The organism is Methylobacterium sp. J-118 (assembly GCF_057836565.1).
Genome location: NZ_JBYQFA010000001.1, coordinates 2,290,211 through 2,306,481, shown reverse-complemented (window position 1 = coordinate 2,306,481; position 16,271 = coordinate 2,290,211). Strand labels below are relative to the sequence as shown.

Sequence of the window (16,271 nt, the reverse complement as noted above, 5' to 3'; positions counted from 1 at the left end):
CCATGTCCGTAACGCCGAGCGCAAAGCCAGGACCGCCCCTTGCCGTGCGGCGGTTTGTCCGCGAAAGCTCTCGCCCCCAACGACACCGAGTCACGGCATGGCTGTCGAGATCGAGCGCAAATTCATCGCGAGTCCGGCCGTCCTGCCGCTCTGCGAGTCGGGAACGCCGTTCGTTCAGGGCTATCTCTTCACCGACGCCGCCAACACCATCCGCATCCGCAAGGCGGGCGAGCGCATGCTGGTCACGTGGAAGAGCCCGCGGCGGGGCGCCTGCCGCGAAGAGGTCGAGTTCGCCATCGCGCCGACGGACGGCGCGACGCTGCTGGCCCGCGTGCCGGCCGACCGGCGCCTGGAGAAGACCCGCTTCCGGGTCGAGCATGCCGGGGCCACCTGGGACGTCGACGTCTTCGGCGGCGCGCTCTCGGGTCTGATCCTGGCGGAGATCGAACTCGAACGCGAGGACCAGCCCGTGGTGCTGCCGCCCTGGGTCGAGCGGGAGGTCACGGGCGACGCACGCTACCGCAACTCGCGCCTGGCCGGGGGCACGATGCCGGACCGGCCGGCCGCCGAGTCTCGAGTGATCGAGTCTCCGACAATCGAGTCTCCGGCGAGCGAAGAACCCGGCGGCCCCGTTCCGACGGGATGCCGCGGGGCCTGATCACCGGCGATCCGACCGCGTCCGCTCAGCGGGCGTAGGGCGGGAGACGGCGCTTCCAGCGCTCGCCGAGCCTGAGTTCCTTCGTCCGGCGCCAGGGCGCGGGACGCGGCATCAGCTCTTGAGCGGGTCCGGCCGGATCCGTGAGTCCGGGCAGCGCGGCGATCGGGTCGAGCCGGATGGCGGCCGGGCGAGCCTCCGGCACCGGCTGCGCCGCGGGGATCTCCCGGGCGGGCTGCGCCAGCGCAGGGGCCTGTTCGCGCCGCGTCCGGGGCCGGCGCGGGCGGGGCGTCGGCTCGACTTCGATCTGCGGTTCGGCCGTGTTCTCGAACATGGGGACGAGGCTCGGCAGGACGCGGCGGGCCGGTGCCTCCGGCTCCTTCGGCTCCGGCCGCGGGGCCGGCGCCGCCTCGAAGGGCGGCCGCACCGGCTTCGTCTCGGCCTGGACCAGTTCCTGCCACAGAACCTTGGCCGGCCGCATCTGCGGATCGGCGTCGGTCGGTGCTGTGCGCTGGGTCCGGGCGTGCTTGACTTCGACCATAAATGGCCGCGCGCTACGGCGCTTCATGTATAACGATCCTTGGAAGCATTCGAGCCGCGACGTCGGCGGCACGAACACACTTAGGTTAAGCCTGATCTCGGGAGATGTCCAGAAAGACGAATCCGTATCCGTTGGATTTCTTTGTTCGGACAACGAGAGCGGCGGCGGCGGTGGACCGCCGCGCGTCCGGATCGATCAGGCGGCGCGCATCGCCGTCGAATCCGCCCGGGCCTGCACCGGCCCGGGGAGACCGGCGGCGAACAGGGATTGATAGAGCGCCGCCGGCGACCGGGCCCGGCCGCTCCCGTCGGTGATTGTCACCTCGGCCATGCCGGCCGCGATCAGACTCATGCCCTGGTCGAGGGCGTTGAGGACGGAGGCGTGCTGATAGGCGAACCGGCGCGCGGCGAGGCGTGCGGAGACCGTGAAATTCATGGCGCTGCGTGATCCTGGGAACCCCGTCCGGTCACCGGACCGGATGGCAGCGGCGATTTGCCGGCCGGGATCGCGTCCGAGGGACGTCCAGACCGTCGGGCTCGACCGCTCCGACCCCATGAGCGCAAATAAAGTCTTTCTGTTGACAAAACATTGTCCTAACCGCCAACGGCGCGCGAAAGTCGATCTTATCGGGACCAATAAAGTGTTTGTGTTCTTCCGACCGGCCGCACGGGGCACGGGCCGCGGCGGAGGGGGGTCGTCGCGATGCGACACCGTGTACCGTGGGGCGCGTCCCCTGGCCCGGTGCGTGCTACGATCCGGCGGACCTCACCGGGGCGGACAGGCGGGCATGCTCAACAGACGATCCTTCATGGCCCTGTCGGGCGCGGCGCTGGCCGCCCCGGCGCTGGCGCAGGGCACGGCCGCGCGGGTGCTCAAGTTCATCCCGCAGGCCGATCTGACGGTGCTCGATCCGATCTGGACCACCGCCTACGTGACCCGGAACCACGGGCTCGCGGTGTTCGACACGCTCTACGGCACAGATGCCGCCTACGCGGCCCAGCCGCAGATGGTCGCCGGCCACACGGTCGAGACCGACGGCCGGCTCTGGCGCCTGACGCTGCGGCCCGGGCTGATCTTCCACGACGGCACCCCCGTGCTCGCCCGGGACTGCGTGGCCAGCATCGCCCGCTGGGGCAAGCGCGACGCCATGGGCCAGACGCTCATGGCCTATACGGACGAACTCTCGGCCCCCGACGACCGGACGATCCAGTTCCGGCTGAAGAAGCCCTTCGCGCTGCTGCCGGACGCGCTCGGCAAGATCGGCTCCTCGATCTGCGCCATCATGCCGGAGCGGCTGGCCAGGACCGATCCGTTCACCCAGGTGACCGAGATGGTCGGCAGCGGCCCGTTCCGCTTCAAGGCCGACGAGCGGGTGGTCGGCGCCCGGGTCGTCTACGAGCGCTTCGACAAATACGTCCCCCGTGAGGGCGGCACGCCGCAATGGACCTCCGGCCCCAAGCGCGCCTTCGTCGACCGGGTCGAGTGGCAGGTCATCCCCGACCAGGCCACCGCCGCCTCGGCCATGCAGACCGGCGAGATGGACTGGTGGGAGCAGCCGCCGGCCGATCTCGTGCCCACCCTCGGGAGCCTGACGACGCGCATCATCGATCCGACCGGCCTGATCGGCTGCCTGCGGATGAACCAGCTCCAGCCGCCCTTCGACAATCCGGCGATCCGGCAGGTGCTGCTGAAGGTGCTCGACCAGACCGACTTCATGCAGGCGGTGACCGGCACCGACCCCAAGCTGATCCACGTGCCGACCGGCTTCTTCTGCCCCCGGCTGCCGATGGCGAGCGAGGTCGGCCTCGACGCGCTGACGCGCCCGCGCGACGACGCGGCCGCCAAGGCGGCGCTCGCGGCGGCCGGCTACAAGGGCGAGAAGGTGGTGCTGATGGGCGCCTCCGACTTCCCGAGCCTGAAGGCGCTCGCCGACGTGGCGGACGACATGCTCACCCGGGCCGGCTTCAACGTCGACTACCAGATCATGGATTGGGGCTCGGTGGTGCAGCGGCGCGCCAAGAGGGACCCGGTCGCCCAGGGCGGCTGGAGCGCCTTCTGCACCTTCTGGGCGGGGCTCGACCAGGCCAACCCGGCGGTGAGCGCCTTCCTGCGCGGCACCGGCGCGAGCGCCGCGATCGGCTGGCCGACCAGCGCGACGATCGAGGCGCTGCGGGACCGGTGGCTCGACGCCCCCGACACCGCCGCGCGCAAGGCCCTCGCCGACGACCTGCAGCGTCAGGCCTTCGCCGACCTGCCCTACCTGCCGCTCGGGCAGTACTTCAACCAGACCTCGTACAAGCCGTCGCTGACCGGGGTGCTCGACGGCGTGCCGGTGTTCTGGAACGTGAAGAAGGGCTGAGGTGGGACGGCCCGGGCGTCCACCCGGGATCGGACGATCCCGGTGGCGAGGGGCCCGTGACGTCTTACGGGCGCGGGGGGAGCCCTATAGGCGCTCAGGCTAGCCTTGAAACGGCTCGGAAACGCCGCGCGCGCGATGACGGGGCGGGGCGGGTCGGGGGCGGACAGGTCGAGCGCCGAACACCGTGAGAGGGCTGGGCATGCCGCCCTCTGGACACCCACGATCGCGCGTCGATGGGTGACGGTATCCGCGTGGGGACACGATAAGCGGCGCGCGCGTCGTCGACGGTGATGTCGGCGCTCGAAGACGCCGCATCGGACCGAAAGCGTCTCACGGGACTCCCGCCGCGCGCTTCCCAGCCACACCGGGACCGGGTTAAGCAGGACCGGCACAGGTCACCGCCAGAGCTGACCGGCCCGCGAGGAAGCCCCAGACGGGCCCGCCGCTCCCGCCGTCTCCGCGGTGGTGGTGGGCGCCCTCCGAGCCTGCGCGGGCCCGGCCGTGATCTGGATCGGTCCGGACCCACCACGCGCGACGAGGACAGGCCCCATGACCGGCCCCATCACAGGCTCCCTGGACGAGACCGCCCTGGAACGCGCGGCGATGCGCCGGATCGGCTGGCGGCTCGTGCCGTTCCTGATCCTTGCCTACTTCGTTTCCTTCCTGGACCGGGTGAATGTCGGCTTCGCGGCGATCCAGATGAACCACGCGGTCGGCCTGACGGCCACGGTGTTCGGCTGGGGCGCCGGGATCTTCTTCCTCGGCTATTTCCTGATGGAGATCCCCAGCAACCTGATGCTGGAGCGCTTCGGGGCGCGGCTCTGGATCGCCCGGATCATGGCGACCTGGGGGGTGATCTCCGCCGCCATGGCCCTGGTGCAGGGCCCGTGGTCCTTCGTCGGCCTGCGCTTCCTGCTCGGCGTGGCCGAGGCCGGGTTCTTCCCCGGCGTGATCCTCTACCTGACCTACTGGTTCCCCTCGGCCTATCGGGCGCGGATCATCGGGATCTTCATGATCTCGATCCCGATCTCGTCGTTTCTCGGCTCGCCGATCTCCGGGGCGCTGCTCAACGTCAACGGTCTGGGTCTCGCCGGCTGGCAGTGGCTGTTCATCCTCGAAGGCGTTCCGGCGTTGCTGATGGCCGTCGCGGTCCTGCGGCTGCTGCCGGACGGGCCGCGGGACGCGGCCTGGCTCCCGGCCGAGGAGCGCGACTGGCTGGAGCGGCGGCTCCAGGCCGAGGCGGCGCGCAACACCCGGGACGGACAGGCGGCGAAGCCGCCGCTCCGGGAGGTGCTCCGCGACCGGCGGCTCGCCCTGTTCGCGGCGATCTATTTCGGATCGACGGCGAGCAGCTACGGGCTGTCGTTCTGGACGCCGCAGATCGTGAAGAGCTTCGGCCTCGGCAATGTCGAGACCGGCCTCCTGAACAGCATCCCGTACGGCTTCGCCTCGGTGGCCATGATCCTCTGGGGCCGCCACAGCGACAAGACCGCCGAGCGGCGCTGGCACCTCGCCGTCTCGTTCCTGATCCTGGCGCTGGGGCTCGCGGGCGGCACTTTCCTCACGGGGCTCGGCCCGGTGGTGGCGGCGCTGACCGTGGCGGCGGTCGGCGTCTACATGCTCAAGGGTCCGTTCTGGGCATTGGCCACGGAGCAGATGCCGCCCGCCACGGCGGCGGCGAGCATCGCGGCGATCAACGCGGTCGGCAATCTCGGCGGTTTCCTCGGCCCCTACCTGATCGGCGCGATCAAGGACGGGACCGGCAGCTTCACCCTGAGCCTCCTGCCCCTGGTGGTGTTCGCCCTGCTCTCCGCCGGCCTGTCGCTGGTGCCCGGCCGTACCGCCCGGCCGGAGGAGCCCGGCCTGCGGCGCCCGTCGGCCGCCTGACCGGTCGCGCCGGGCCGCAACCGGACAGGATCCGGCCGGATCGCGCCCTCGCCCCTCTGCGGGGGAGGACAGCCGCGGTGTCTCCGACGTGACGTCTCGAATGCGAGGCTTGAATCCGGAGGCCCAATAGCAGCGCGGCCGCCCCCTCTCGGGAACGGCCGCGCTGACGGTCACGGCGATCGGGGTCCCGACGGGGCGGAGGAGATCCGCCCCGTCGGGCCGTCCGGATGCCCTTAGTACGAGCCGAACTTGTAGTTCAGGCCGGCGCGGACGACGGCGAACTCGTCGGAGCGGCGGCCGATGCCGCTGCTGTAGACGGCGGGGAAGTTGCTGGCGGCGTTGATGACGAACGCGCCCTGGTTGCGGGTGTTGCGGTCGAGGTTGACGTACAGGCCTTCGACCTTGAGCGTCACGGCCGAGGAGCGGAAGAAGTTCAGGAACGACTCGGTGGGGAGCGCGAATTCGACGCCGCCGCCGACCGCGTAGCCGGTGCGGAAGCTGTCGTTGCCGGCGTAGCCGCCGAAGGAGCGGTCGGCGCTGCCCGAGCCGTAGGCGAAGCCGCCGGTGCCGTACACGAGGGTGCGGTCGAAGGCGTAGCCGAGGCGGCCGCGCACGGTGCCGAAGTAGTCGAGGCTCGACAGGCCGCGCGGGTCGGTGACGTAGTAGCCGGGGGCGAGGGCGCCGTTGATGAAGGCGTTGTTCCGGCTGCGGCCGAAGTCGAGGTACTGGGCGTCGGCCTCGATGCCGACGACCACGCCCGAGCCCGGGGTGAACTGGTAGTTGTAGCCGATCTGGGCGCCGCCGGAGAAGCCGTCCTGGCTGCGGTTGCCGAAGGTGGCGGTGGTGCCGGCGGCGGCGTAGGGGGCCGGGACGCCGAAGGTGGAGTTGTTGTTGCTGCGGCTGGAGGCGTCGAACGCGTAGCCGGCGTTGATACCGAAGTAGGCGCCCGTCCAGGTGAACACCGGCACGGGGGTGAACACCGGCGGCGGGGCGGCGCGGCGGGGCAGGTCGGCGGCCGAGGCGGCACCGGTCAGGAGGGCCGTGGCGGCGCTCGCGAGAAGAAGCTTCTTGATCATCTGGTCCTCTGTCTCCCGTTTGACGGGATGTGTGCCGGACGACAGGACGTCAGGACGCCATCTGGCGATAGTGCAAGGATGCAACAGCCCCTGCGGAGGTCCGGAACCCCACAGCAGGAAGGTGCGCTAGAACACATCTTCACGTCGTTCTGATTGGTCCATCGGGAACTATTAAGGAATCTCTGCTGCGGCACTCTGTCTTTATAGGCAGTCAATATGCCGGGGCGCGCAATCACCTGACGGCGCCGGTCCGATACCGGAGCCGAACGGGGCACGGCCTGGTGAACCCTATTGCAAGTTGTCGCGACTGCCAGTTCTGACGCGCAGAGCGGGAATCCTCCGGCACCGTCGCCCGCCATCCGCGGGCACCCCGTCGCGCGAAGGCCGCGGCGTGGACGCAGGACGGCGCGTCCGCTATCCCGGCGGCATGGCCGAGACGCATTTTCGCCCCGAGCCGGGCCTGGCGCTGGCCATCGACTCGCTGGAGGCCGCTGCCTCCCTGGAGGCCGCCGCCTCCCTGGAGGAGGTCGTGTCCGTCCTCCGCAGATCCGCGCGGGCGATCGTCGGCTCCGACGGGATCGCGGTGATCCTGCGCGAGGGCGACAGCGCCTACTACGCCGCCGAGGACGCCATCGAGCCGCTCTGGCGGGGACGCCGGTTCCGGCTGACCGAGTGCGTCTCGGGCTGGGCCATGCTCCACGGACAGGCCGCCATCGTGCCGGACATCGAGGACGATCCCCGGGTGCCGGTCGCAGCCTACCGGACCACCTCGATGCGCAGCCTCGTGGTGGTGCCGATCGGCGCGCCCGTCCCGGTCGCCGCGCTCGGCGCCTATTGGTGCGCGTCCGTCATCCCGGATGACGCGACCGTCCGCCGGCTCGAAGCGCTGGCCCGGCGGGCCGCGGCGGCTCTGGCGCGGGTGCGGCGTCCGGCCGAGGCGGCCCGGTCCCGGGAGCCGGCGCAGCCATCCGGGCGGTGACGGTCGCGGCCGCCGGTGGAATCGCCGGGGATCGATCCGCCGCTTCGGCGGTTCCTCGGCCTCCGCGACTCCACTGGAAACTCCTGCCTCCTCATGAAGCGCTCCCTCCTCGTCGGCATCTTCGTCGCCCTGCTGGGCGCCATCATCCTGATCGCGGCCACATGGTCGAAGGTCACCCCCGTGAGTCCGGCCGTGTCCCCGGACACCGCAGCGACACCCAATCCCACCAGCCAGCGGAAGTGACGCCGGACAGCCGCAGGGGACGGCACGGGATCGATCGACCGGCGGCGCGCACCGGGCCGGCATCATCGAGAGAACAATCTCGACTATAAGCCGGCGAATAAGCCGAGCATTACAAATTCTTGAATTTTGGAACGTACTGCTCCGACAAAAGATTGTGGTTCCGCAACGATCGACGGAGCCCAATCATGCGTATATCTCTCGCTCTTGTCCTCGCGACCCTGCTCGGATCGAGCGCCGTCGCTCAGACCACGGTCACGGGCACACCGGCCGCCCCTGACGCCAAGACGAGCCAGAAATCCGGCGGTCAGGACAGCGTGACGCGGCCGAACACCGACAAGATGACGCCGAATGGCACCGGCACCGTCACGGGCGGCACCGTCCAGCTCGAGAAGGGCGCCAACAGCTTCACGGAGGGCGAGGTCCGCTCGCGTCTCGCGAAGGCCGGCTACGCCGACGCCAAGGATCTCAAGAAGGATCCCGACGGCATCTGGCGCGGCACCGCCATGCACGGGGGCCAGTCCGTCGCCGTCGGCCTCGATTTCAAGGGCAACGTCGCGGCCCGGTGAGCCGTCGGACGCTGACCAGATTCCGCTGATCCCGACCCTCGGTCGGGCCCAGCGAGATCCGGCGGACCAATGCCGCCGCGCCATCGCGCGGGCGGACCTCGATCGCGTCACGCTCATCGCGGTCCGGAATCAAACAGGAGACAACTCATGGCCCAGCAGACCATTACGGCCCTCTACGACCGCTACGAGGAGGCCAGCGCCGCCGTTAGCGAGCTCGAGGGCAACGGCATCCCGCACGGCGACGTGAGCCTCGTGAGCAACAACGAGAAGGACCAGCATGCCGGCCTCCTCGGGGGCGGACATGCGAGCACCGACACCCGCGAGAAGGCCAAGGACGGCACCGGTGCGGGAGCGACCCTCGGCACCCTGGCGGGCGGCGCCGCTGGTCTCCTGGCCGGGCTCGGGCTGATCGCGATCCCCGGGGTCGGGCCGGTGGTGGCCGCCGGCTGGCTCGTCGCCACCCTGACGGGGGCCGGGATCGGGGCCGCCGCGGGCGGCCTCGCCGGAGCGCTGACGGGCGCCGGCGTCAGCGAGGGCGACGCGCATACCTACGGCGAGGGCGTGCGGCGGGGCGGGACCCTCGTCACGGTCCGCATCGATCCGGCGCGGACCGGTCTGGCCGAGACGGTGACGGCGGTGCTGGAGCGGCACGGCGCGGTCGACCTCGACGAGAAGGCCAGCGCCTGGCGCGCGGACGGCTGGACGGCCCCGCAGGCGACTGTCACCGGGACGGCCGCGGGACAGGGCCGGGTCCGGACCTATCCCACGACCACCGGCCTGTGATCGATCGGCGCCCGGCAGATGCGCGTTCCGTGCAGGCTGGCCGGGCGCCTGTCCAGGACTGACGAAGTGGTTCGCCGCGCCTCGCCGAGGGCGAGGCGTGGGCGAAACCGAGCCTATTCGTTAAGTGTTCTGCTTAAATTTACTTCGTTTAAACCCTTGAAGGCTCCAAACGATAAGGAGACGAAGCGCGATTTGAAGGACCCCTCATGAACGACACATACGACAAGGCCGCCGATACCTTCGCCGTGGTCACGGCCGGGCTCGTCGCCGCCTACGTGTCGAACAACCCCGTGCCGGCCGCGGAGCTGCCGGCCCTGATCGCCCGGGTGTATGGGGCCATCGCCGGCCTCGCCGCGGGCACCCTGCGCCCGGAGACGGGCGTAGCCGCCCAGCAGGCCGATCCGGATCGGCCGAGCGCGGCCCAGATCCGCAAGTCGGTCCGGCCCGACGGGATCGTCAGCTTCATCGACGGCAAGACCTACAAGACGCTCAAGCGCCACCTGACCAGCCACGGGCTCGACCCGCGCGGCTACCGCGACCGCTACGGCCTGCCGGCCGATTACCCGATGGTCGCCCCGAGCTACGCCGAGCAGCGCTCCGCCCTGGCCAAGGCGATCGGCCTCGGACAGCCCGGCGCCATGGCCGAGCGCGAGATCGCCGCGCGTGCCCGGAAGGGTCACGGCACCGCCTGAACGGGATTTCTCCGGCCTGGGCCGGCGGCGGCGAGATCCGGAACGCGGGCCTCCCGACCACCGCCGCCCTATGGCCGATCCGGACGGGGCGGCACCGCGGCCCCACCCGCCCCCGTCCAGCCGCGGGCATAGCCGCGGGAGATCAGGCCGTCCTGCCGGGCCATGCGCTGCTCTGCTGCCTCGAGATCGGCGAGCGCATCCGCGATGGCGGCCACGAGGGCCTCCCAGGCGTTGCCCCGGGCGGCCCGATGATAGGCGTAGGCGATCACCTCCGCCTCCCGGGGACGGATCTCCACAGGCACCTCGTCAGGATCTGCGTGCATCGCGGCTCGATTCCATCTAGAACATTCCATGAACAAAGCGCATCGACCGGCCCGGTTCAACCCTCGGTCGGTGGTGGTTCCGGATTGCGGTGGAACGCTGTGGATGGATCGGGGAAACGCCAATGCCGATGCGGCTTTACCGCTTCCACTGCACGGACGGCCACGCGCTGGTGACCGATCTCGGGGGCAGCCGGCTCCCGAACGCCGCGCAGATGCGGGTCCAGGCCGAACGCGTGGCGCTCGCCCTGATGGAGCGGGTCGTCGAGCGGTTCGACTGGTCGCGCTGGCAGGTTGAGGTCTACGACGCGCGGGGGCGGCGGGTCTGGATCAAGGCCTTCTCCGACGTGAACGTCGATGCGCGGGCCGCGTGAGCGGCGCGGCCGCTGGGCCGGGACAGAGAGGGACGAGCAGAATGGCCTTCACGCCGAAATCCGCCGCGCAGACGAAAGCGCGGGATCTGGGCCTCGCCCTCGCCCGGATCGCCGAGGGCGAGGGATTGCCGGCGGTCATCGCGGTGGACCGGCTGCGGCAGGCGAGCCCGCGTCTGACACCGCTCGCGGTCGGCCAGATGGTCCGCAAGGAGCGGGAGACCGTCGCGGCGACCCTGGCCGAACGCGGCCTGACCCTCGCCGACTATTCCGACCACGGCCCGGGCCGCGGCATGACCTTCACGATCGACGCGTCGGAGTGAGCGTTCCGATCAGGCGGCGGCCGGGCGGCTGCGCAGCAGGCGCGCGGCGAGGCGGAACGGCATGAGCGGCAGCTTGAACAGGGCCGTGACCATCAGGACCGCGAGGACCGTCAGGAGGGCCAGGAAGGAGTTGATCATGGGGTCTTCGCCTGCAACCGGGTTGCCCCCGTGGGGCTGATGGCGCCAGGGGGCGCTTGGAACACGGCGAGACTATGAACGTGGCCGGTCCGTCCGGTCGCAGGGGGGGGCCGGACGCGCGCTCGACCGCATCGATGGCTCGCCGAAGAAACCGTGCGCGTCCCGTCATCTCCGATCGGGACATTCTGGTTTCAGAAGGTCCGTGACCCAGCCCCTCACGGTGTCGCGTGGGATGGGCTCAGGCGCGCTGATCCCCCGACCCGCGCTCGGCCCAACCCCTTGAAAGGGCCGGGCTCGCAGCCCCTTGGAAACCCAGGACCCGGCGTCGCCGGCTTCCGTCACCAGCGCGCCTGCAACCCGGCGGAGACCACCTGTGCGGTGGCGCCGGGGCGCAGGTCACCCGTGTAGCTCAGCGACAGCATCACGTCCTCGGCCACCGGACCGGTCAGGCTCGCGCCCAGCACCGCCCCGTCCCGGCCCAGAGCGCTGGTCCGACCCGCGAACGGCACGCCGAACAGGCTGGAGCGCACAGGGGCGCCGGTATCGGCCAGCTCGTGCGCCCAGTAGGCCCGGCCCTCCAGGCGCAGGCCCGCCGTGCCGTCCAGCGCCAGGCTCGCCACCCGCCCGCCCAGGAGGAGGCGCGCCGCGTCGAGGGCGCCCGTGGCGAAGCCCTGGCTCGCCAGGCCGCCGCGCTCGGTCGCCCGGGTCCGGGTCAGCCGGTCGTAGCTGAACCCGACCTCCGGCGCGAGCTCCACCGGCAGCCCCGTTGCCAGCGCGCTGCCGGCGAAGCCCGACACCCCGGCGTCCCAGCCCGAGGCCAGCCCGCTCGCCCGCGACAATGCGGAGCCCAGCGCCACAGTCCGGTCGATCCGCCCGTCCGCGTAGGAGCCGCCCGCCGTACCCCGCAGGATCACGGCGCCGAGCCGCGCGCCGGCGTAGAGGGTGCCGCCGTAGCTGTCGGTGGTCGAGCGGCCGAGGCCGAAGCCCGCCCCCCGCGACGTGCCGGTCTCGCGCAGGTAGCTGAACGCCCCGCCCACCCGCGTGTCGGCTCCGACCTGCCGGTCGACGCCGAGCAGCAGCCCGCCCGCGTCGAGATCCGCCCCCGCGGCCGCCCGGTCGCCGGCGCGCGACCCGAACCCGTAGAGCGCGTCCGCCCAGATCCGGCCTTCGCCCGCGGCCAGCGGCTGGTCCGGGCCCCCCGCGCCCCCGCGCAGCTGCAGCGCCGAGCGGTTCGGGCCGAGCCCCGGATCGCCGGCGCTGAACGCCGCCGCCCCGCCGCCCTGCCCGCGCAGATGCCGGTCGATCGTGTCGGCGACCAGGCGGCGGGCCGCGAGATCCGCCATCACGGCGTCGCCGTAGGCCTGGCCCGACAGGCTCGCCAGCCCCCCCGGCAGGGACGCCGGGCCGGCCGCGTAGAGCGGGTCGAACACCCGCGCCCGGGCCGCGTCCGGCCGGGTGCCGGCGGCCGGACGGGCGACGTCCAGGGCCGCGCCCACCGCCCGGGCGTTGCCGGTCTGGGACAGGCCGAGGCCGGCGAGGGTGCCGTAGGCGGCCGGCGTGACCACGAGGTCGAGGCCGGCCGGGGCATAGAGCGCGTCGAAGCGCGTGCCGGCCGCCAGGCCGGAGGCCGGCTGGGCGAGCCCGGCGAAGGCGCCGGTCAGCCCGGCCTGCGCGGTGAGCACGGCGAAGCGCTGGCCCAGAGCCGGGGTGAAGCGGTTGCCGGCATTGCCGGTGATGCCGCGCAACTCCGGCACCAGGGTGCCGTCGGCCGCGACGCCGCCGCTCGGGCCGAGCGCCAGCAGGCGGGCGTAGCTGCCCGCGCCGGTGCCGGTGCCGGGCCCGTCGATGTCGAGCCCGAAGCGGCTCCCGGGGGCGAAGGCGACCGGGCCGAGCACCGTGAGCGTGCCGGGGGAATTGCCCGGCCGCAGGGCGCCCGCCACCGTCACCGGCGCGGCCACGGTGCCGATGCCGCGCAGCGTCCCGGCGGCCGCCACCGTCACGGGCGAGGCCCAGAATCCGTTGAGCGCGAGCGTGCCGGCCTGGACCGTGGTCGGCCCGGAGAAGCGGCCGGGGCCCGTGAGCAGGAGGCTGCCGGATCCGGCCTTGGTCAGGCTGGTGGGGCTGGCGCTCTCCAGGATCGCGCCCGCATAGGTCGCGCTGGCCGAGCCCGTGACCGTGATCGAACCGTTGCCGATCACGCCGCCGGCCGGCCCCGAGAGGCTGGCGACCGTGAGCGCGCCGCCGCCAAGGTCGAGCGGGCCGGCATTGGTCAGGCTGGTCAGCCCGGCGAGCGGTCCGGTGACCTGGAGCGATCCGGCGTTGATCAGAGCGCCGTTGAGCTGGCCGGAGAGGCGCGCGGTGCCGGCGTTGGTCAGGTCGGTGTCGAGGACGCCGTCGCTGGCGACCAGCCCGGCATTGGCGAGGCCCGCGGCGGCCGCGAGGCGGGCGGTCTGGGCGACCGCGACGGTCCCGGCATTGGTCAGCGGCCCGGCGAGGCTGTAGGCGCCCCCGCCGGTGACCGCCAGGGTGGCGCCCGCCGCGTTGGCGAGGGGGCCGTCGCTGGCGACCGGGCCGGAGACCGCGAGGGTCCCGGCCTGGTTGCGGATGGCGCCGTCGATCCGGCCGGCGCCGGCCAGCACGGTACCGGTGTTGGTCAGCCCGCCCGCGATCGTCCCGCCGGTGATCAGGCTGCCGGTGTTGCTCGCCCCGCCCGCGATGGCACCGCCGTTGAAGGCCAGCCCGGCATTGGCGAGGCTGCCGGAGATCGTCCCGCGCGTCGTCAGTGCGCCGGTATTGGTCACGGCACCGGTGATCGTGCCGCCATTGGTCAGGAGGCCGGCATTGCTCAGGCCCGCCGGGGCCGCGAGGCCGGCGGTCTGGGCCACCGCGACGGTCCCGGCATTGGTCAACACGCCGGCGAGGCTGTAGCGGCCGGTCCCCGTCACTGCCAGGACGGCGCCCGGCGCGTTGGCCAAGGTGCCGCCGCTGGCCACCGGCCCGGAGACGGCGAGGAGCCCGGCCTGGTTGCTAACGGCCCCGTCGATCCGGCCGGCGATGGCCAGCACGGTTCCGGCGTTGGTCAGGCCACCCGTGATGGTGCCGCTGGTGGTCAGGCTGCCGGTGTTGATCGCCCCGCCCGCGATGGCGCCGCCGTTGAAGGCCAGCCCGGCATTGGCCAGGCCGCCCGCGATGGCGCCGCTGCTGGTCAGGGTGCCGCGGTTGTCCACGCCGCCGGCGGCGAGGCCGGCATTGGCGAAGGTGGCGGTGGGGCCGACGAAGACCGGCGCGACGAGGCTGCCGGTCACGGTCAGCGCCAGGGTGCCGCCCGTCACGCGGGTGCCGCCCGTATAGGTGTTGGCCGCCGACAGGATCGCGGTGCCGGATCCGGTCTTCTCCAGCGTCCCGGACTGGGCGCCGTCGGCCATCGCGCCCGCGAAGGTCGCGCGCCCCTGGTCGATGCCGAGCCTGCCGAGGCCGTCCAGGGTGACCGGCCGCCCGGTGGTGAATCCGTCGGCCAGGACCCGCAGGCCGCCACCGTTGCCGAGGGTGAGCCCGGTGCCCGCCGCGCCGAGATTGGCGTCGCACGACACCGCCAGGGCGCCGCCGTAGACCGCGGTGCCGCCGGTGTAGGTGTTGGCCGCCGTGAGTGCGAGGGTGCCGGGGCCGGTCTTCCAAAGCGTACCGGACCGGGCGCCGTCGGCGACCAGGCCCGAGACGGTCGCCGTGCCCTGGTCGATGCCGAGCACGCCCAGGCCGTCCAGGGTGACCGGCCGCGCGGTCGCGAACCCGTCCTGCCGCACCCGCAGCCGGCCGCCATCCCCGAGGGTGAGCCCGGTGCCGTCCGCGCCGAGATTGGCGTCGCGCCACACCGCCAGGGTCCCGCCATAGACCGCGGTGCCGCCCTGGTAGCTGTTGGTGCCGGTGAGTTCGAGGGTGCCGAGCCCGGTCTTGGTCAGGCCGCCGACGCCGGAGATGGCGTTGGCGAAGACGCCGTAAGAGGCTTGGCCGTCGGAGGGGGTGTTGACCGTCCAGGTCGCGGTGAACTGACCCGGACCGTCGATCGCCTTGCCGAGGTTCAGGAGGCCCCAGCCGTAGGTCGCGTTCGGGGCGTCGGCGGGACCGTCACCGAGATGGGTGGCGGTGGTGAACATCGTCTGGGCGATCTGCGGCGCGGTCAGGAACGGGAGGGCTTGGCGCAGCACCGCGGCCGCACCGGCCACGTGCGGTGCCGCCATCGACGTGCCGCTGATCGTATAATAGCCGTCCGTTGTCTGACGGCGCGGATGGAGGTTTCGAGGCCAGGTCGAATAGATGTCCGTACCCGGAGCGGCGATGCACCAGGACGCCGCGACGCCGCACAGGTTACTCGAATCGTTTGGATCATTGTCTTGGTCGATATTCACCACCGCGACGACGTAACCTGACACGGACGAAAAATCTGCCTCCCGCCGCTCGATGCCGTTCTGGTCGATGAGCCGATAAACATTCCGATCGGCATTCTCAGGGCGCATATAGGGAATCAGCGAGGAGCTTGAAGCGTTGTTCCAATTGTAAAGATTTCGAGAAACGTGGTTGTTGCCGGCAGCGAAGACCAGAAGCGTGTCCTTGTCGGCCGCCCGCTTGATCGCCTCGTACTCCCCGTCGAGTGCCTCGTAGCTGTACGTTTGATAAACGTTCGAGTCCCTGAAAGAATACCCGTAACTTCCATTGATGACGCGCGCGCCGTGCTGAACGGCGTAATCGATTGCCGCATGGGTATTGCCGACGAGTTGGGTCGTGGGCTCATTATAGGTGTCGCTGTCGCTCGTCCCGACGATAGACCGAAGGGCCAGGATCGTGCTCTCGAACGCGACACCCATCATGCCCCTGGGATCACCGTCGCGCGCAGCGCCGATGGTCCCGGATACGTGCGTGCCATGGCCATCCCTGTCCACGATGGAGGGCATGGCGAACGGAACAGGCGTTTGTGGGAGCCAGGCGTAAAAGTCGGCCGAGTCCGGGGAGATCCGCGTTCCACCGGGGTTTGCCAGATCGCGGAACTCCGGATGTCCGGCATCGATGCCGGTGTCGACCACACCCACCAGGATGCCGCGTCCGGTGAAGCCTCGGGCGTAGGCGGTCGCGGCGTTGATCGCCCCGAGGCCCCAATCGTTCCGGTACTCGGGCGTCTCGAAGTCCTGTTGCGTCAGACCGACCGTCGAGGGCGAGCGCAGCGGCGCCAGATCCTCGGCCAGGGCCGGCCCCAGGGCCGCAACCAACGCGACGAGCGAGCAGCCGATACATAAAGTCCTGCGCGCCGATTCCGCTCGATTCGTTCCGTAATTAACATTTTCAAGCA

The 16,271-nt window shown here is 71.5% G+C and carries 16 protein-coding genes; 10 read left to right on the top strand and 6 right to left on the bottom strand.

Features of this window, described 5'->3' with window-relative positions; genetic code table 11:
- The first annotated feature begins 97 nt into the window (after positions 1 to 97).
- A complete protein-coding gene (locus AC3IF3_RS11110) occupies positions 98 to 658 on the top strand; it encodes a CYTH domain-containing protein (protein ID WP_243965195.1) in 561 nt (186 codons plus the stop codon).
- Between the two features lie 25 nt (positions 659 to 683).
- Here the strand turns inward: AC3IF3_RS11110 and AC3IF3_RS11105 are convergent, their stop codons facing one another.
- On the bottom strand, positions 684 to 1,223 hold the full coding sequence (locus AC3IF3_RS11105; RefSeq protein ID WP_489228759.1) for a hypothetical protein: 540 nt from the start codon (positions 1,221 to 1,223) through the stop codon (positions 684 to 686).
- Positions 1,224 to 1,391: 168 nt separating this feature from the next.
- On the bottom strand, positions 1,392 to 1,631 hold the full coding sequence (locus tag AC3IF3_RS11100; protein ID WP_489215920.1) for a hypothetical protein: 240 nt from the start codon (positions 1,629 to 1,631) through the stop codon (positions 1,392 to 1,394).
- Between the two features lie 352 nt (positions 1,632 to 1,983).
- Between AC3IF3_RS11100 and AC3IF3_RS11095 the strand changes: the two genes are divergently transcribed.
- Positions 1,984 to 3,555 (top strand): ABC transporter substrate-binding protein, encoded by a 1,572-nt coding sequence (locus AC3IF3_RS11095; protein WP_489215918.1) that lies wholly within the window; start codon positions 1,984 to 1,986, stop codon positions 3,553 to 3,555.
- Positions 3,556 to 4,104: 549 nt separating this feature from the next.
- On the top strand, positions 4,105 to 5,442 hold the full coding sequence (locus AC3IF3_RS11090; RefSeq protein WP_489215916.1) for an MFS transporter: 1,338 nt from the start codon (positions 4,105 to 4,107) through the stop codon (positions 5,440 to 5,442).
- A 233-nt stretch (positions 5,443 to 5,675) separates the two neighbouring features.
- On the opposite strand, the gene AC3IF3_RS11085 is transcribed toward AC3IF3_RS11090, so the two are convergent.
- Positions 5,676 to 6,518, bottom strand: coding sequence for an outer membrane protein (locus AC3IF3_RS11085; protein WP_489228758.1), 843 nt, complete (start codon positions 6,516 to 6,518; stop codon positions 5,676 to 5,678).
- Between the two features lie 427 nt (positions 6,519 to 6,945).
- Between AC3IF3_RS11085 and AC3IF3_RS11080 the strand changes: the two genes are divergently transcribed.
- The 5 genes from AC3IF3_RS11080 to AC3IF3_RS11060 all read left to right on the top strand — a co-directional run bounded on the left by AC3IF3_RS11080 (position 6,946) and on the right by AC3IF3_RS11060 (position 9,781).
- Positions 6,946 to 7,497, top strand: a complete 552-nt coding sequence (locus AC3IF3_RS11080) for a GAF domain-containing protein (protein WP_489220310.1) — start codon at positions 6,946 to 6,948, stop codon at positions 7,495 to 7,497.
- A gap of 93 nt (positions 7,498 to 7,590) precedes the next feature.
- Entirely contained in the window at positions 7,591 to 7,740 is a 150-nt protein-coding gene (locus AC3IF3_RS11075) for a hypothetical protein (RefSeq protein ID WP_243964725.1), read from the top strand.
- Between the two features lie 185 nt (positions 7,741 to 7,925).
- A complete protein-coding gene (locus AC3IF3_RS11070) occupies positions 7,926 to 8,306 on the top strand; it encodes a hypothetical protein (protein ID WP_243964724.1) in 381 nt (126 codons plus the stop codon).
- 147 nt (positions 8,307 to 8,453) lie between these two features.
- Entirely contained in the window at positions 8,454 to 9,089 is a 636-nt protein-coding gene (locus AC3IF3_RS11065; protein ID WP_489228757.1) for a hypothetical protein, read from the top strand.
- Positions 9,090 to 9,295: 206 nt separating this feature from the next.
- Positions 9,296 to 9,781 (top strand): Ros/MucR family transcriptional regulator, encoded by a 486-nt coding sequence (locus AC3IF3_RS11060; protein WP_489228755.1) that lies wholly within the window; start codon positions 9,296 to 9,298, stop codon positions 9,779 to 9,781.
- A gap of 68 nt (positions 9,782 to 9,849) precedes the next feature.
- Here the strand turns inward: AC3IF3_RS11060 and AC3IF3_RS11055 are convergent, their stop codons facing one another.
- Positions 9,850 to 10,104 carry a hypothetical protein gene (locus AC3IF3_RS11055; protein WP_489228753.1) on the bottom strand — a complete coding sequence of 85 codons (255 nt, stop codon included), beginning with the start codon at positions 10,102 to 10,104 and terminating at the stop codon, positions 9,850 to 9,852.
- A gap of 122 nt (positions 10,105 to 10,226) precedes the next feature.
- On the opposite strand from AC3IF3_RS11055, the gene AC3IF3_RS11050 reads away from it, so the two are divergent.
- Positions 10,227 to 10,475: a DUF6894 family protein gene (locus tag AC3IF3_RS11050; RefSeq protein WP_243972885.1), complete on the top strand. Its 249-nt coding sequence runs from the start codon at positions 10,227 to 10,229 to the stop codon at positions 10,473 to 10,475.
- 41 nt (positions 10,476 to 10,516) lie between these two features.
- On the top strand, positions 10,517 to 10,795 hold the full coding sequence (locus AC3IF3_RS11045) for an adenylosuccinate synthase (protein ID WP_243972883.1): 279 nt from the start codon (positions 10,517 to 10,519) through the stop codon (positions 10,793 to 10,795).
- Positions 10,796 to 10,804: 9 nt separating this feature from the next.
- Here the strand turns inward: AC3IF3_RS11045 and AC3IF3_RS11040 are convergent, their stop codons facing one another.
- Together AC3IF3_RS11040 and AC3IF3_RS11035 are read right to left on the bottom strand one after the other, a co-directional pair.
- Positions 10,805 to 10,933 (bottom strand): hypothetical protein, encoded by a 129-nt coding sequence (locus AC3IF3_RS11040; protein WP_279598635.1) that lies wholly within the window; start codon positions 10,931 to 10,933, stop codon positions 10,805 to 10,807.
- 338 nt (positions 10,934 to 11,271) lie between these two features.
- Positions 11,272 to 16,191 (bottom strand): S8 family serine peptidase, encoded by a 4,920-nt coding sequence (locus AC3IF3_RS11035; RefSeq protein ID WP_489228751.1) that lies wholly within the window; start codon positions 16,189 to 16,191, stop codon positions 11,272 to 11,274.
- Positions 16,192 to 16,271 lie beyond the last annotated feature (80 nt).

Excerpts from the sequence above, each read along its gene's own strand:
- AC3IF3_RS11080 (WP_489220310.1), top strand. The coding sequence starts at position 6,946 with ATGGCCGAGACGCATTTTCGCCCCGAGCCGGGCCTGGCGCTGGCCATC.
- AC3IF3_RS11060 (WP_489228755.1), top strand. The coding sequence starts at position 9,296 with ATGAACGACACATACGACAAGGCCGCCGATACCTTCGCCGTGGTCACG.
- AC3IF3_RS11045 (WP_243972883.1), top strand. The coding sequence starts at position 10,517 with ATGGCCTTCACGCCGAAATCCGCCGCGCAGACGAAAGCGCGGGATCTG.
- AC3IF3_RS11100 (WP_489215920.1), bottom strand. The coding sequence starts at position 1,631 with ATGAATTTCACGGTCTCCGCACGCCTCGCCGCGCGCCGGTTCGCCTAT.
- AC3IF3_RS11040 (WP_279598635.1), bottom strand. The coding sequence starts at position 10,933 with ATGATCAACTCCTTCCTGGCCCTCCTGACGGTCCTCGCGGTCCTGATG.
- AC3IF3_RS11110 (WP_243965195.1), top strand. The coding sequence starts at position 98 with ATGGCTGTCGAGATCGAGCGCAAATTCATCGCGAGTCCGGCCGTCCTG.
- AC3IF3_RS11095 (WP_489215918.1), top strand. The coding sequence starts at position 1,984 with ATGCTCAACAGACGATCCTTCATGGCCCTGTCGGGCGCGGCGCTGGCC.
- AC3IF3_RS11075 (WP_243964725.1), top strand. The coding sequence starts at position 7,591 with ATGAAGCGCTCCCTCCTCGTCGGCATCTTCGTCGCCCTGCTGGGCGCC.
- AC3IF3_RS11070 (WP_243964724.1), top strand. The coding sequence starts at position 7,926 with ATGCGTATATCTCTCGCTCTTGTCCTCGCGACCCTGCTCGGATCGAGC.
- AC3IF3_RS11050 (WP_243972885.1), top strand. The coding sequence starts at position 10,227 with ATGCCGATGCGGCTTTACCGCTTCCACTGCACGGACGGCCACGCGCTG.
- AC3IF3_RS11085 (WP_489228758.1), bottom strand. The coding sequence starts at position 6,518 with ATGATCAAGAAGCTTCTTCTCGCGAGCGCCGCCACGGCCCTCCTGACC.
- AC3IF3_RS11090 (WP_489215916.1), top strand. The coding sequence starts at position 4,105 with ATGACCGGCCCCATCACAGGCTCCCTGGACGAGACCGCCCTGGAACGC.
- AC3IF3_RS11055 (WP_489228753.1), bottom strand. The coding sequence starts at position 10,104 with ATGCACGCAGATCCTGACGAGGTGCCTGTGGAGATCCGTCCCCGGGAG.
- AC3IF3_RS11105 (WP_489228759.1), bottom strand. The coding sequence starts at position 1,223 with ATGAAGCGCCGTAGCGCGCGGCCATTTATGGTCGAAGTCAAGCACGCC.
- AC3IF3_RS11065 (WP_489228757.1), top strand. The coding sequence starts at position 8,454 with ATGGCCCAGCAGACCATTACGGCCCTCTACGACCGCTACGAGGAGGCC.